Annotated in this window: 11 protein-coding genes; all 11 read right to left on the minus strand. The window is 48.8% G+C overall.

What is annotated here, in order from left to right:
* Positions 1–1,595: NAD+ synthase (locus RM811_RS23005; RefSeq protein ID WP_402528948.1), on the minus strand; the 1,595-nt coding region annotated here is incomplete at its 3' end.
* A 323-nt stretch (positions 1,596–1,918) separates the two neighbouring features.
* Positions 1,919–4,015 carry an EAL domain-containing protein gene (locus RM811_RS23010; protein ID WP_402528950.1) on the minus strand — a complete coding sequence of 699 codons (2,097 nt, stop codon included), beginning with the start codon at positions 4,013–4,015 and terminating at the stop codon, positions 1,919–1,921.
* Between the two features lie 420 nt (positions 4,016–4,435).
* The gene (locus RM811_RS23015) at positions 4,436–5,521 is read right to left on the minus strand and encodes a hypothetical protein (RefSeq protein WP_402528952.1); all 1,086 of its coding nucleotides are present in this window, start codon (positions 5,519–5,521) and stop codon (positions 4,436–4,438) included.
* Between the two features lie 172 nt (positions 5,522–5,693).
* Positions 5,694–6,161, minus strand: a complete 468-nt coding sequence (locus RM811_RS23020; protein ID WP_402528955.1) for a type IV pilin protein — start codon at positions 6,159–6,161, stop codon at positions 5,694–5,696.
* Positions 6,162–6,260: 99 nt separating this feature from the next.
* On the minus strand, positions 6,261–7,736 hold the full coding sequence (locus tag RM811_RS23025) for a hypothetical protein (RefSeq protein ID WP_402528957.1): 1,476 nt from the start codon (positions 7,734–7,736) through the stop codon (positions 6,261–6,263).
* A 78-nt stretch (positions 7,737–7,814) separates the two neighbouring features.
* Complete coding sequence (locus RM811_RS23030) at positions 7,815–10,793, minus strand: pilus assembly protein (protein ID WP_402528959.1); 2,979 nt, start codon at positions 10,791–10,793, stop codon at positions 7,815–7,817.
* 183 nt (positions 10,794–10,976) lie between these two features.
* The gene (locus RM811_RS23035; protein WP_402528960.1) at positions 10,977–11,756 is read right to left on the minus strand and encodes a PilW family protein; all 780 of its coding nucleotides are present in this window, start codon (positions 11,754–11,756) and stop codon (positions 10,977–10,979) included.
* 3 nt (positions 11,757–11,759) lie between these two features.
* Positions 11,760–12,176: a hypothetical protein gene (locus RM811_RS23040; protein ID WP_402528962.1), complete on the minus strand. Its 417-nt coding sequence runs from the start codon at positions 12,174–12,176 to the stop codon at positions 11,760–11,762.
* A gap of 224 nt (positions 12,177–12,400) precedes the next feature.
* The gene (locus RM811_RS23045; protein ID WP_402528964.1) at positions 12,401–12,991 is read right to left on the minus strand and encodes a GspH/FimT family pseudopilin; all 591 of its coding nucleotides are present in this window, start codon (positions 12,989–12,991) and stop codon (positions 12,401–12,403) included.
* Positions 12,992–13,114: 123 nt separating this feature from the next.
* Entirely contained in the window at positions 13,115–13,522 is a 408-nt protein-coding gene (locus tag RM811_RS23050) for a type IV pilin protein (RefSeq protein WP_402528966.1), read from the minus strand.
* A 1-nt stretch (position 13,523) separates the two neighbouring features.
* On the minus strand, positions 13,524–16,103 hold a 2,580-nt coding region (locus tag RM811_RS23055), incomplete at its 5' end, for a pilus assembly protein (RefSeq protein ID WP_402528969.1).

The following is a 16,103-nucleotide window of genomic DNA, read 5'->3' on the forward strand; positions in this document are numbered from 1 at the left end:
ATCGGATAACGGCGATCCCGACCAAAACCTCTCGGCGTGATTCTCACCCCAATAGCCGACTGCCGACGTTTGTATTCGCTGATATCCACCAGTCTCAGAACGCGATAGACCGTATCCCGGTCAAAGCCCTCTTTAACAATAGAGTCGGCGCTCTTGTCCTGCTCAATGTAGAGTTCCAGAATACGATCCAGCTCGTCATAAGGAGGCAGGCTGTCTTCATCCACCTGATCCGGTGCCAGTTCAGCGGATGGTGGGCGATCAATCACCCGCTGGGGAATCACATAACCCCGGGTATTGCGATATTCTGACAGTTTAAATACCAGTGTTTTGGGCACATCTTTCAGAACATCAAAGCCGCCAGCCATATCACCATAAAGCGTGGCATAGCCTACGGCCATTTCACTCTTGTTACCCGTGGTAAGCACCAGGAAGCCTTTTTTATTGGAGATGGCCATCAGCATTACGCCACGACAGCGGGACTGAAGATTTTCTTCGGTGGTATCCCGCCCATAGCCCACAAATTCCCCTTTCAGGGTATCCATAAAGGCATCGAACATCGGTTCAATAGGCAGAATCTTATATTCCACACCAAGAATTTCAGCTTCTTCTGCCGCATCCTCAAGACTCATATCAGAGGTGTAACGGTAAGGCATCATCACCGCCTCCACCCGATCTTTACCCAGGGCATCGGTAGCAATAGCCAGAGTCAGTGCTGAATCAATACCTCCAGACAGCCCCAGGACAATCCCTTTAAAGCCATTCTTATTGACATAATCCCTGACACCGGTCACCAGGGCATCATAGACTCTGGAGCAGACTTCAGGTATCGCTTCGATCTCTCTCTGGTCAAATGCCAGAGCGTCTTTATCAAAAGAGACACTGTAAAGTTCCTCAGTAAAGAAAGGTGCCCCAAAAGCCAATTCGCCATCACTATTCATGGCGAAAGAGCCACCATCAAACACCAGTTCATCCTGCCCTCCCACAAGGTTGGTATAGAGCACAGGAAGCCCTGATTCCAGACAACGCTCTCTGGCAACCTGATGACGAAGGGATTGCTTGTTCATATGGAAGGGGGAGGCATTCAAACTGATGATCAGATCTGCCCCGGCTTCTTTAGCCCTGCGAACCGGCCCCTGATACCAGAGGTCTTCACAGATCAACAGCGCAACATTAACCCCTTTACAGTCGTAAACAACCGTATTCTGACCTTTAACAAAATAGCGTTTTTCATCGAAAACCTGGTAATTGGGCAGGTGCTGCTTACCATAACGAACCAGAACTTCACCATCACGCAGAACCAGTGCCTGGTTCTCCAGTCCATGAGCGCCCATCAGGGGAACCCCGATCACCAGGTCAATACCCTTTACCACCCTGAGCCGGTTCAGGGCCTGTTCAACTCTGACAATAAGACTGGGGCGTAACAGCAGATCTTCCGGTGGATAACCGGAAAGGGTCAACTCCGGAAAGACAATAACATCCGCATCCAGCTGATCCCGGGCCTGCTCGGCAGCCTCAATGACACGGGTGGTGTTCCCGTCAATGTCGCCCACCACCAGATTCAGCTGGGCCATGACCATATTGAGCTTTGCTGACATGGAAATACCTGTCTATCCCTTTGTTAGAAATACATCAATCACCTTAAGGGGCGGTATTGTCTTGCAAGTATCCCCGTCTGTAAATTGAAATACCTGACAATAGGCGTAAAGACGTAAATCAGCAAAAGGGGGTTATCGCAGCATACTGTGGGATTTCTAACGATCGGGAAAGCCATTTAGCAAAACTTTTTAACAAAACTTTTTAACAAAACTTTTTAACAAAACTTTTTAACAAAACTTTTTAACAAAACTTTTTAACAAAACTTTTTAACAAAACTTTTTAACAAAACTTTTTAACAAAACTTTTTAACAAAACAACGTTGTTAGCCATCTGAACCAAAATCGAAGTCCATATGGTCTGAGGGGGATTGCATGTAACTACCCTGAATAAAGTGAGCACCAAACTGCCAGACCGGGGTCATCTCTTCAACGGTTTCAATGCCGGGCACAATCACCTTTCTGCCGCTTTCATTGAGAGCCTCAATCATTTTCTGCAATTCTTCAACATTATTACCCTCACTGATGCCTTGAGTGAATGATGGATCAAGCTTTATCAAATCTACATCCAGGTGTGCAATGGCTGCCAATGGGTTCAGGCTACAACCGAACTCACTGATCACAGTCTGGCACCCCAACTCTTTCACCGACCGGAAAAAACCGGGCATTGCTTCTGCGTAACGGCCAATATTCTGCTCACTTAACTCAATAGCAAGTGCTGTTGTCGGAATACCTGCAGCCTTAAGAGCCACTTTCATCCATGGAAGAAAAGTATCATCTGTTACCGAGTAGCCACCAATATGTATTAACAAACGAGTATCGCTTCCCTCTTTCCGCTTGACCATTAGCGCCTTACTCGCCTCAATAAGCTGCCACCGATCCACTTTATTCCAAAGGCTGTTTTTTTCCAGCTTCGGCTGAAATGTAGCCGCCGCATGTTCTCGTCCATGGGCATCCGTCATACTGAAAGAGACTTCGTAGTATTCTGCAGACGAGCCTGAAAGAGAAATTACCGGTTGGTAACTTAACCGGAACTTTTTGTATTTAAGTGCCTGGCTTACCATACCTGCCAGCTGCTTTTGAACAGCCTGAACAGCGCAGACCTTGCGCTTTTTATGAAAACACAGCTGGCTCCCTCCCTTCTTCTGAGCCAGTGCTGCAGCCTGACGGCTCTGTGCAATCAGCAATTCAGGATCGGTATTAGTATCACAAAGCATCACCGCTCCCAGTGAAAGTTTGACCGGTAACTGGTGCTGACCAACCACCATATTTTCACCAGAAACTGCCGCAATCAGGTCCTTCCCTAAAGTACTGACCTCCACCTCACTACCCGCCCTGAGTAAAGCTATAAAATTCCCTCCACCCTGGCTCGTCACAGGGTGTTTTTCATTCAGAAGTGTAGTGAGTTTCCTTGCCACCGCTCTCATTAGCTGCTGACTGACTTCCCGGCCATGCTGTTCATGTACTTCCCTGAGCGTTTCAATATGAATACAACACAACGACAACGTCCCTTTACCATGACCTAAAACAACGCTCTCAATGGCGACATCAAGCTCCAGTTCAAATTGCTTCGGACTGAACAATCCTGTCTCAGCATCTGGAGCATACTTTTTCAGAACCTCGTCGACTCCCTGTTGCACACCTTCCTGCTCATTTTTGTAAATTTGCAGGCTCAGGGTAAATTCACCGTCAAATGCGGTTGCGGATATCGTTGCCCGTATGGGAATTTCAGAACCATTCTGATCGACCAGCAAACATTGAATAGCCGAAAAAGCCTGTCCACTGTCTTCAACATTGAGAAGAAACGCTTCCACATCCTCTTGATCTTTAGGGCTAATGACATTTTTGAAAGGTTGGCCCTCCAGCAACATTTCGTCAGGTCGCCTCGTTAGCCGCATAAAAGCGGGGTTAGCGTACTGGATACGTCCATGACAGACATAAACCACTGGATCAACCTGGTCATCAAGCAATAATCGGCGCTGCTTTTCGGACTCATAGAGCGCAACACTCATCCGGCGGTGGTGTCGCCTGATCTTCAGATCTTCCAACTCCCTTTGAGCAACAGTCAGAAGGTACTCATTATTCCCCAGGGGGATCACTGCACGGGCTCCCATTTTAAGCAGGGAGAGTAAGTCCATCTCATCATCCGGTGGGGTCAGGATAATCCCGGGAAGATCTATATCTTTTTGATTAATATAATCAAATATTTGAGAAAAATTCAGAGGAGGTGGGGGCTCTGTCATTAATAACAGATCCCAGTGCTGATGCCCGGACATGGCCGCCGTCAGTTCATCCAGAGTGTTGATCAGGCTGGCACGGGTTGAATAGCCGGATTCACGAAAAATGTTCAGGAACGATTCCGCTTCATCAGGTGATGAATCAATAATTAAAAAGCGGATTGTATCCTTACCACCCAATGCCATGGTTTCTCTTTCCCTGTTTATCTTAAGAAAGTATCGGCAATGAACTGCTGAATGATAAGGGTTATTGCCAGAAACCGGCGGGTGTTCGATTGCCCTGGCTATCGAGGGTCAGGCTGCCGTCTCATGCCCGGGCTCCGGGGTGTGGCGATCAACTCAATAAGCGGTTAAGGACAACGTCTGCGGTTGTATTGGGGTCATCAGGATCAGGGATCTGAAGGAGGCAGCAGTAATAAAATACGCAGCCCCTTCCGACTCTGTTGCGCTGGAATTATTGCGATTATAACCCAGACCAGAATCATACCTAATCTCCTGGCTGCAACACCTTATTAATAACTATCGGCAAATGATCAGGCTCCTGAAAACCATTACCCGCTCGGAATAGCCTGATTGTTCCCCCTGCACTTGACCCAAAGTGCAGCTCTATTGGAGTTCGTCGGCGATAAATGAAAACTCTGCCCTAAGCCCTTGTACTCTATGATCACTTCTACCTCCCGCGTCTACTCGTACGGAAATATCCGAAAGAAAATCGCAATCCCCGATGAAATCATAGCCACGTAGTTTCCCTGAGAGGTTACGTTGTGGGCAAGCGTACGTTGCATGGTCAATTGACCTTATCTGCTTAGGTAAATTTAAAGTTGTTGTTATTGAACTCTCAAAAATCGTATCATTAGCCACGCAGTTCCTTCTGGCCTCAGCGGCCCGCCAAACCAGCGTCACTTCGATTTCTCTCCCATCACTGGAAAGCTCGTACTCTGTAGTTATAAACTGAACCAGAGTGCAGTCATCGGAGTCGATTTCATTATCACCACGGATTCTGGTCACATGCGTACTGTCCGTCTCTATGTCAAAGATGAATATTTTCCCGAGCCAAACGTCTGAATTTCCTGAGCCGCCCGAACTGCTCGAACTGCCTGAACTGCTCGAACTTCCTGAACTGCTCGAACTGCCTGAACTACTACTTGAGGGGGGAGTCCCGGGACCGGTACCAATCGGCGTAGTAGCATCCATATCGGCTCCGGCAACAGGGCTTACATACGCTAATGACAACGTCTGATCTGACAATACCCCCGTCCCCTCAAGAGTCGCCGTGCTGTCCAGCTCAAAACGCAAAGACTGATACTGCCCAATCGAGTATCCCGGTGGCGGTGCGGCATCATCAATATAACGAAGTGTTACCTCCTGACAAATCTGATCCACGACATTCCCACCCACTACACCTTGAGCAGAACCACAGCCTGTTAGATTGATGATAGCGTCAGGCGTCTGATCTGTGGTTATGGCATCACTGAATGTATCCGGATTGGTCTCCAGAAAATTCAACTGCGCACCCAGTTCACTATAGGCCGTTTGATAAACCTGAAGAGCTTGTTGTTCATTACCGACTTTCATTTCCTCAAATATCGACTGCTCCATCACAAAAAGGCCAGACAATACCATCACCAGCATGACAATCATGGTGGTCAGCAAGAAAGAACCACTCTCTTTACCATGCTGCATTTTGGTCATACCACAGCCCCGCATTATTTATTGATGTCGGATATTCAGAAATGATTCAGCTTCATCAGGCGATGAATCAATAATCAAAAAGTGGATTAAACCCTTACCACCCAATACCGTGGCGTTTCTTTCCTTCATTACCTTAAGAACGTACCGACAAATATTTGCTGAATGATAAGAATTATTGCCAGAAACCGGCAGGTGTTCGATTGCCCTGGCTATCGAGGGTTAAGTCGCCGTCTCCCGCCTGAACGCCTTGGGGCGTCGCGGTCAAAAGCACACATTGATTGATTGTCTGGCCGGTACATACTGCAGCGGTAATTTGATAGCTGCCATTCTCAGACTCAACAGCGCCTCCGGTCAAAGTCGTATATCCCAGGTCAGACAAATCCGCTGTATAAGTAAGCTCATCCGTAAAATAACGTTCCTGCTGTTGCATCACCTGTAACAACCTGACTATCCCCTCACTTCTGCGAGACTGAATGACATAATCCGAATAGCCGGGATAAACGATGGATGTCAAAATGCCAATAATGGCCAGAACAATCAGCAGTTCAATCAGGTTAAATCCTTTTTCCCTTTTCAACGGTTTTCCCTCCGGTTTTGCTCCATCAGAAGATTCCTGATCACGCTTTTCAAATATGATCATCCTGACCATCAGACTCTTAAATGCAGCGACCCAGCCCCAAAGAAGCAAATAAAAAGAAAATCCTGCCCATCAAACTCCTCACTATGAGTCAGACTTGTATTAATCCAGCGGCACATCATTTATACAATAAAGCCTCACGTTATCACACTGGTGCCCCTTGCAGCCTAGCTTATACACAAATCCTCCGTCCGGGCAACTGTAATTGTTTCTGGGGCTGCGTTCTTCAGAAATCCAGTAAGCCGTTGTTGTGGTACCTAAACTATAATCCCCGTTGAATGGCCTTGACCGCAGCCTCAGGTTAGAACAATTGCTGCCACTACATCGTAAGCCTGTAAGAGCACGCTGCGAGCCCGCCAGACCTTCAAGGTATGTTCGATTATTGTTTGGCCATCTTTGGCCTGTAAACGAATTACTTTGCACAACCGTGCCGCTTATGCTCATTCCCGGCATCAAAGTGCACCTTAAACGCTTGTCATCGCATCGGGTACCTGAACACTTCATTCCTGTTACGACCCGGCCAGCAGAACAGTCCATGAAGGCATCCTCTTCTGAAAACCAATCCGTCCATTCGTCCAGTTGAGGCGGTAGGGTGCAGTCCCCCTGCTGCACAGACGACGCACGGGTTCCCGTTACCTTGTAACAGACTTCATTATCGCTGACATAACCTGCGGACGTAACGGTTTTTGTCGTTATAGTACGCCAGGTACTGGAAAGATATTGAAATTCAACCTCAATTCGATCTATCTGATTCTCTGTCCCGCTACCACCCGGAACAGAGTATTCATCAAGCACTCCATAGTTTTGAACTTCCGCGTGCAGGTCAGGGGATCTACCATCGTTATAATACGTATGAAACCGAATATTCATAACGGCATTACTATTGGCATTTATTACAGTGACAATAGTCCTTTGCCAATTATAAGTTTGAGCTCCCCCCCCAGAACCTCCAGACCCTCCAGATCCTCCAGATCCGCCTGAACCACCTGAACCACCTGAACCACTTGAGCCGCCTGAACCACCTGAACCACCTGAACTGCCTGGGGGTGGAGTCCCGGGGCCGGTACCAATAGCCGTAGTGGCTTCCATATCAGCTCCGGCAACAGGACTTACATACGCTAACGACAACGTCTGATCTGACAGCACCCCCGTCCCCTCAAGAGTCGCCGTACTGTCCAGCTCAAAACGCAGAGACTGATACTGCCCAATAGAGTATCCCGGTGGCGGTGCGGCATCATCAATATAACGAAGTGTTCCCCCCTGACAAATCTGATCCACGACATTCCCACCCACGACACCTTGAGTTGAACCACAGCCTGTTGGATTGATGATAGCGTTAAGCGTCTGATCGTTGGTTATGGCATCACTGAATGTATCCGGATTGGTCTCCAGAAAATTCAACTGCGCACCCAGTTCACTGTAGGCCGTTTGATAAACCTGAAGAGCTTGTTGTTCATTACCGACTTTCATTTCCTCAAATATCGACTGTTCCATCACAAAAAGGCCAGACAATACCATCACCAGCATGACAATAATGGTGGTCAGCAGGAAAGACCCCCTCTCTTTACTATGCTGCATATTTGGTCATACCAATGACTCTCATTTTTTATGACTGACAATCAGAAAAACTGCATTAACCCAAGGTACCCATTCACTTTACCTGTTTTCCCGCCAGAGTCGTCTGATCAATGGCACCGAACCCACACTTCGCAGAGCATCCTGAAAACACTCGGTACCTACACAGATCTCAGCCCCCTGCCCCCCCGGATTCATAATGGATGGCCTTGGTGCAATACTGGTGTGCATCAGCAATTGTCTTCGATCGTCTATATCCAGATTCGAATCACTCGTGTCAAAATTTATGACCGAACCGGCATTTTCTATATTGACGGCGTACAGGTAACTATTACCGCCACCGGGAGGAGTACAGGAGGAACCGGAGGAAGACCCCGCCACCGGGGTGAACGTAGTGAACAGCAAAACACCATCATATGCGGTGGGTTGACTCAAGATTTTTTCACCCGTCCCCCCCAACCTCAAGTACCAGCCATTGGCACTATCCAGAGCGGTCTGGGACGCAGTCTGCTGAGCAGAAGTGCCATCCTGAATCAGGTTGTCCGTGGCATCGTACAAATCAGACTCAGTAATGACCGAGTTCGACGCATAATTGTAACTGGTGGGAGCCTGAGTAACATGCTCATCCCGGATCACATACATCCGGTCATTCACCAGGGTACTTAACGGAGATGGGCGAAAACCACTGCCTATCGCGATATTGATGGCGTCATAGGCACCGCTCACAGCCACCGTCGGTGCTTCAAAGAAACGACGGGCATCCCCATCAGACGTACCCGCCAGATTGGCTATTCGCCCCCCGTCGGCAAAAGTGCTGGCACCGGTATTAGTCTCTTTGATATCAAACCGAAACACCTGCCCCCCCGTGTCAGCCGCAAAGAAATAATCCGTGGCTCCATCCCCATCAATATCCACCAGACTCAACTCTGCCGGAATGCTGTATTTCATGTCAGAGATATTAAGGTCTGCACCTGCGCTGGAGGCAGTCCATAGCAAACTGCCCCTTTCTGCGTCCACCATAAACACGGCATTGCCAACATTGCTGTCCTGAATCGTGGTATGGCCATCAATCGCCGGGTCATAGCCCCCGCCAAACAGCAGCACCGCCTGCTCATTGCCATTCCACATCACGGTGGTAGGCGTTACCGTAGACCAGGTCTGCCCAAGCCGGGAAAACTGCCATGAGCTATCGGTACTGGAATCATTATCAGCATCGCCAGAAATAACCCATCGCAATACAGGACTGGCGCGATTGATAACATCAACGGAATAAATATTATTGCCGCCCCGGCGCATGGTCAGATAAAGATAAGCGTGTTCGCCCGTATCAGCAGCACCGTTATCCGCCTGCAACAGATCCCCATCGCCATTTTTATCATATATCCAGGTGGTCATGGGGCCATCAAGACCGTAGATTTTGGTGCGACCATCCGGGGCAGCATTATCCCGGTAAGTTTTCTGATTACCCAGCAGGTTTCTGGGAATAAATGAGAATTCCGTACTGCCATCAGCGGTATCGACGGCGTGAAGAAAACCATCATTGGTGGTGAAATATACTGTTCTGTCCACTACGGCCGTGCCACCGCTATCATCCCGAAAGTAAGTGATCACCTGGGGCTGGGTATGCAGCGGATCACCAATACTGGTTCGGTCGTCAGTGGTGTCGCTGTCACGGTCCTCGTCATCCACATCGACTCCCCGGGCCCACTGCAGAATCGTTTGCGTTTCTGTCGTATCTACAGCGCCCAACATGGCCGCAGTAATATTGCCATTGGTTTCGTGGAGCTTATTGCCCAAATCATCCAGGCTGACCCCACTATCACTAGTGGCATTAGTGAAAACCGGCCGGTTCCGGCTCAGTTGCTCAGCCATCCCTCCTTCACTAACAGTGTCTCCATCTGCTGCGCTGCTCCAGAAACTTTTAGCGGTACTGGAAAAAAAACCCGTTGAGGAATCTATGGCCAGGTTGCCGGCTGCATCATAAACCTGGTTATCATTACCCTGCCGGTAGCGTTTGAGATTGCCCCGCCACCTGGGTCCTATGCCTGGCTCAAAGAGGGGGTAATAAACTTCTTCAGAGTGCTGCACGGAGTTAAAGGCATCAAGGGAGGTTGCTGGTGCTGTTAGTGTGGTTGTAAAGTGCCGGTCCAAATCGTCCGCAATATCATTAAATGCACTTGTAAGAGCATCACTATCGGCGACATTAAAATACTCACCTCCTCCATGCTCGGCTGTTTTATCCAACAAACCAGAGGGAGTGTTTATAAATCCGGCAACCATATGAATATTAGCCGTCTGGACACCCGGAACGGCACCGTTAATATCATTGTTGTGCATATACCAGGCCAGTTCATCCAGGCAGCTGTCAGCGGCACAGTTATTCGGATCAAAACTGCTTTCCGAAGGTGTGGCAACTGAGACACCTGAGAATAAATTACCAATCAACGTTTGATCAATAATGGCACTGGCACTGTTACTCTCTCCATCGGAAAAATAAACAATATTGCTTGCCTGACACTGTTCAGTTATGGGAGAAAGATAATTCCCTCCGCTCATAGACACTGCAACACTCTGCTGACCCGGCCATGCAGAATCAAACCCAAATTCTGGCGGTTGTCCGGAAAGATAGAGAAAAGCCTCATATAACGTCTGGTCTAATGGCGTTGAAGTGCCACTCTCAGCAATGATATGAGTCTGAAATTCTGTAATGACATCAGTCCGGGCAGTATTAATACTCCTTGATGCGAAACGAACTCTACCACCTGAGGGCCCCGAAATACTCTGGTTAAAGCTCATTGCACTGATGTTAACGTTATCCAACCTCCTGATGAACTCAATTATGGCATTTCTTGTGATCGTATCCCGAGTATCATTCCCTTGGCAGTCCGCGAAGCTACCAGTGCTCAGACTCTCGCACATACTGGTTGAAGTATCATATATAATCAGAACATTGGGCGGAGCATTGCCCGCCGGATTCACATATAATTCAATATCTTCGGCGCCTGCCAGCCTGATACCTGCCACTAATACCAACAGGATCGAAATAAGACCCGATCTCATCACGGCCATCCCTTGCTTAAAGTTATTTATTCCACCGTCGGCAAATCATCAGGCTCCATAAATGATGCAAGCCTGCCTTTAATATGAAGAGAATAAAAACAGATGGCAACCCTCAAAAAAACGCTGCAATGGCATCACTGAATGTGTCCGGGTTGCTCCCGGCTACACTGAGCATCCATCTTATCAAAGCCCTGCGTTGTTAAGTCTGGCTGTTGTTGAGTATTGATACCGGGGTGTCTGATCAGTTAAAGACAGATCACCGCTGCCCAGCAGGTTGTAGGTTCGGCTCGTATTCTCAAATACCCGGACATCCTGGCCTGCGCTCACCAGAACCCCGATTTTGACCGACAGAACATCCTCCCAATCGGTCACTGCACCGGCAACGGCGTACTGACTGACGCGGTCATCGCCTGATGATGCCATACCATAAACCACCTGTAGTCTTTCCACGCCGGACACCATAACTACTCCTGTAGATCTTTCGCTTCCGGATACCGGATCGTATCCACTACAGAACAGCGCGTTAATATTGTTATTGTCCGGGTCTGCAGCAATATAATAAACATCGGCGGTAAGCTCGTCAGGATTTACTGTTCCGCCAGTGCAATCCCTTCCGTTCAATGGTTCGTACCGAATCGCTATTCGATCACTGTCGGTGCCACCACCATCGGTGGTGCAAGGATTAGTGGTATCACCCAGGCATGCTCCATGATAAAAGGCTTCCGCCGGATCATAACTGAACCGTTCCCGGTATCCAGCCATATGCACAGCCCGACTTAGCAGATAAAGACTATGGCGACCATTCCCCTGAGCGGTGACCAGATAATCATTGACACGAGAGGACTCACTATAGCTGACCATCATTTGCAGGATGCTACCGGTTACTAACGACCCGATCAGCAGGGCTATCATCAACTCAACGATGCTAAATCCTTTTTGATGCGCTGCCATCATGATTTTCATGCTTCAGTCCCGCCGAAAAGTAAGCTCTATCTGTTGGCGTTCGGTAAGTGCTCCTGCGGCTGCACCTCTAGAATCCCACGAGAGGGTAATCGTAACCTCATCGCCAGAATCACAGGTTCCAGAACAGTTAATGGCCATATCAGGAGAAATAAGACTATCTCCGCACATAGACTCAAATAAATCAAACCTTGCCACTGCTGTAGAGTCACAGGGGTTACCGCTACTGGTACACGTCGTCCAGCTAGCGGGAGGGAGTCTACAAAAGTTCTGTAAATCAACATTCGCGGTAGCTAAAGTTGTCTGGTACTCATCCATCCCGTCAAGATTAGACTTGATGCGCTCTGCAAGATCATAAGATAACCAGATAGCCTGTGAACGCTGAAAACTGTCATGATTCGAGCGAGTTGCCTGCGAGTGCATTCCCGCAATTCCTATAACGCCCCCAGAAAAGATTATCACCCCGACCATCACCCCAATCAGGGCATAACCGCCCTGTCTGCCCACTATTCCCTGGCATTTCGCCTGAGAGCAAGTCTTCCTTGCAGGCTTTATTTCAGAAAAGAACCGTAGTCTTTCTCTTTTAATTAGGGATCTGGCTCGAAAAAACCATGAACCAGACATGGTGAAAAATGTACTCCTGCTCATTAGCAACTTCCTGTCCCTGTGCTTCTTTGAACCAGACCCGTTCCGGAAACTGTGACCTGCCGTGGAGTCGGGGTTCCCCCGCGGTCCGGACACACTGTGAAATTACCGGCCGTTCCTGAACTCCCCCTGGGGACAAACGTCAGCCGGTTGCCATTGCTCCACTCAATATCGACCGGGCTGGTAATCTCGTTATAGACTCGGATAACCTCCTCTCCCGAATCAATCACATTATCATCATTGATGTCGACAAAAATGACCCAGCCATTGGCCCAGCTTGTCTGACCATCGCAGGCCGTTCCTGAGTCGGATTGACAAACACTGACATTCACGGAGCGTTTGATCGCCTCACTGCGCGCCAGTACAGCACTGGAATAGAGGCGCTGATTGATATAATCCAGCCTGAATGTTTCCAGCACACTGCTAAAGGGAATCACCAGATTAACCAGCAGCCCCATTAATATAAGGCTGATCATCAGCTCTATAAGGGTAAAGCCATTGCTGCACTTTCTATCAGCCGCAGCGCTTCTATCAGCCGCAGCGTTTTCCCTTGAAAAATATTTGTCTTTTAATCGTCCGGGACATACAGACACATCCACCTTCCCTGTCGAGAGACCTTTTCTTTAAATCTAGGCGGGAGCCTCAAACAGACAGGCGATAAGGCGACAGACGGTATAAACCCCGGCCGAATAGACAAAAAACCATAATCCTTTGATTTATTTCCAGCACTGACTTGGCGACTGAACGCCAAAATGATCCAGAGTGATCGCTGTACAGCCGGAATCAGAGGCTTGAACAGCGGTGCTGAGCGCAGTAGCCGTCAGGGTAAATGAGGTACTGTCCGCCTCCACACTGATGGTGTAATAACCTTCAGGAGAGCTGTTCCCCCCCAGATTGCTGATGGCGTCAGTATATGAGTAGTTAATAGAATACCAGCGCTCTTGAGCCGCAGCTGCGGCAGACAGGGTAACCCAGGCATCACTTCGTCGGGTTTCATACATATATTGGCTGTAGGAGGGGTAAACAATGCCCGCCAGAATGCCAATAATGGCCACCACAATAATCAGTTCGCTCAGAGTAAAGCCCCGTTCCCGACGATAAACCACTGACATCCTGTTCTTCATATCAATCAATCCATGGAATTTTGAATATCTGCCACCAGCTCTGTCGTCCCTCCGAGCGGAAACTGTATTCAAGGTTGGTTGAAGTAATACTGCCTCCCGCTCCCTGGGTCACTGCGGTCAGCTTGCTTTTCTCACCCTGATGAACCACCGGTGACGATGCATAACCAATCCCCAGGCTTACCTTCTTCAGAGAGAGCTCTAACTCAAGGCTCTCCACCGGTACATTAGCCAACGCCGTATTGGGGGATGCTGTTCCGGTCAAATAATGAACGGCATACAATGAGCTCAGGCCATCAATAGAGCAACTATCCTCAGGCGGGCTGTATTCAGTAAACAAAAGCTGGGTAAATAGTCGTGAAGGCTTGTTTACACTCCGTCCTGAAGGCTCGAAACCATCATAACCAAGAGGCAACTTCCAGCCTCCATGTTCCGCAATCACCTCCTGCAAGGTTCCAAAGCTATTAATGGCTTCAGAATCCACGATAAAAGGGACATAGGAGAAGCCGGACTTTTTCAGAACGTCACCATTAGTGAATACTTCCACATCACCCACATTGACCAGATTACTCTGGCTGACTGATGCATAGGTGAGCTGTCTGGTGCTGTTCAAAGGCTCCTGAATCCCATAAAAGTAGTTAGCCGCTGTATCTCGATTATCGCCAGCGGTCAGCAGACGACCAGTACCGGAATATACCCAGTGCCCATTATCATCCGTCAGCGTCATGGGTGGTGCCACCATCGGCTGCCCGGTATCCATAAATGCACTCAGGGTTGAGCTGCCAACCGTTGAAGATAATCTCAAACGCATCAACTTGCCTGTCAGGCTAACGCCGCCGGTTTCCACTGTGCCAAAGTAAACAACATCATCTTTGTAATCCCTGTCCCAGTCTTCAGCCACCATATCGCCAGCATAAGCCGTTGAATAAGTAGTAACGAGAGGGTCAAAGCCAGAGACAAAAGCCTTATTATTCAGGTCGTAAATAAAGAGCCGGAGATCCTGGTCAGAAGTGCCCTGGTCCAACGCTGATCTTAATGCCGCCCCGCTACTTCCTGCGGGCCCTGAGCCAAATGCCAGATACCACTCATTTGTTACCGGGTTGTTCCAGTCCGTTTCTCCATTCGCATCAACACCAGACTCCCGTCTTTTAACCAGTGTCGGACGGGATGTAGTAAATCCCAGGTCTGGATGAGTAATCTCTGCCAGCAGCTCAGGAGGTTGCTCAGGGTTAGTAATGTCCATTACCACCCAGGCGGAGCGCATGGTGCGGGTATCGCTGCCAACGGTAATATCAATATCACCGCCTCCCAGCCTCATCCCCATAACCAGAACGGTTCCCCAGCCTCCGGGATGATCACTGTCATCCGGAAAAATATTGGCATCAAATACCAGGGGCTCTGAGTCCATGTAATAAACATGGGGATAATCTTCTTCGGTGAGCCAGCGCAGATGAGGTAGCAGGTTCATGGGTGCATAGCTCCATAGCTCAGAGCCTAATGGATGCTGCACCTCATTATTATCCGTAGTGCGTTGGAAGCTGTATGAACTCTCATTCCAAAATCCACCATTAAAAGCATGAACCAATCCATCGTTAGCACCAACGTAGAGAACATGCCTGCGGTCAAGGTATTGATTTCGGAACGTGCGGTAACTGCTGTCGTTATAGTATGAGTCAAAGCGACTGTCAGGTGCAGCCACCAGCCTGGGCGTAGAGTGAACAATATCGCCAAGACGCCAGACATCGTCGATACCATTCCCATCAAAGTCGATGGTACGTGACCGGGTTCCAGCCTGCTCCTGCCCCCGAATATAGTTAACCACAGTAGAAACTTCACCCGCAGGGATACCAAGATAGCCTTCTTTTCCCGTAAAAGTTGATAAAATAAACGGCAGTTGTTCATCACTATCAACCTGCTGATTGTTATCAGTATCCAGCCAGGTCAGCATATGCCGGCCACCGGAAGCGAGGGCGTTATAGGTTCGCTGATTAGTAAGGTCACTTAATAAAGCCAACTGCTCTCTGGCATCCCAGATCGTTGCCAGTGAAGAGAGCGATTTTAATGAGCCATCAGAAACTTTGGTGATACCAGAGTCATCAGTCGTATAGCGTTGAACCATTGTCTGACCGGCATTCGGGTCAAAGAACAGCTCAACAATTTTATCGGAGCTGTAGTCATCCAGCCGGGCATTACCGTTACCGTCTTCCCGGATATAGCCTTTGCTGTCAATAAACAGGGAATGCAGGATTCCACCCCAGGTGACTGACTGCCCATTAACATCGAGGTTAGGCTGAAATAGCGCCTGATAAATAGCACCGGTTCCTGTAGAACTATTGGCAAAAAGAGCCGCATTGGTGGCCGATGAAACACGACTGGAAATATCCGCCAGCACCTGCCCCAACTGACTGGCGAGCAGTGCCGGGTTCCTTGAGAAAAAATAGTTATCTGGCAGGCCATCAGCCCCTAATGCCCCGGTCAGATTATTTCGGTTGTCCCACTCCCGGTCATCCCCTGCGTCAGCAACACCGTCACCATTGGCATCGTGGTTTGGGCTGCCATCGCCGTCCAGATCGGTAAATCCTCC

This window comes from Endozoicomonas sp., from assembly GCF_031844845.1.
In the GTDB taxonomy this organism is placed as follows: domain Bacteria; phylum Pseudomonadota; class Gammaproteobacteria; order Pseudomonadales; family Endozoicomonadaceae; genus Endozoicomonas.

Excerpts from the sequence above, each read along its gene's own strand:
- RM811_RS23040 (WP_402528962.1), bottom strand. The coding sequence starts at position 12,176 with ATGCACTCGCAGGCAACTCGCTCGAATCATGACAGTTTTCAGCGTTCA.
- RM811_RS23015 (WP_402528952.1), bottom strand. The coding sequence starts at position 5,521 with ATGACCAAAATGCAGCATGGTAAAGAGAGTGGTTCTTTCTTGCTGACC.
- RM811_RS23020 (WP_402528955.1), bottom strand. The coding sequence starts at position 6,161 with ATGATCATATTTGAAAAGCGTGATCAGGAATCTTCTGATGGAGCAAAA.
- RM811_RS23025 (WP_402528957.1), bottom strand. The coding sequence starts at position 7,736 with ATGCAGCATAGTAAAGAGAGGGGGTCTTTCCTGCTGACCACCATTATT.
- RM811_RS23010 (WP_402528950.1), bottom strand. The coding sequence starts at position 4,015 with ATGGCATTGGGTGGTAAGGATACAATCCGCTTTTTAATTATTGATTCA.
- RM811_RS23030 (WP_402528959.1), bottom strand. The coding sequence starts at position 10,793 with ATGAGATCGGGTCTTATTTCGATCCTGTTGGTATTAGTGGCAGGTATC.
- RM811_RS23035 (WP_402528960.1), bottom strand. The coding sequence starts at position 11,756 with ATGAAAATCATGATGGCAGCGCATCAAAAAGGATTTAGCATCGTTGAG.
- RM811_RS23050 (WP_402528966.1), bottom strand. The coding sequence starts at position 13,522 with ATGAAGAACAGGATGTCAGTGGTTTATCGTCGGGAACGGGGCTTTACT.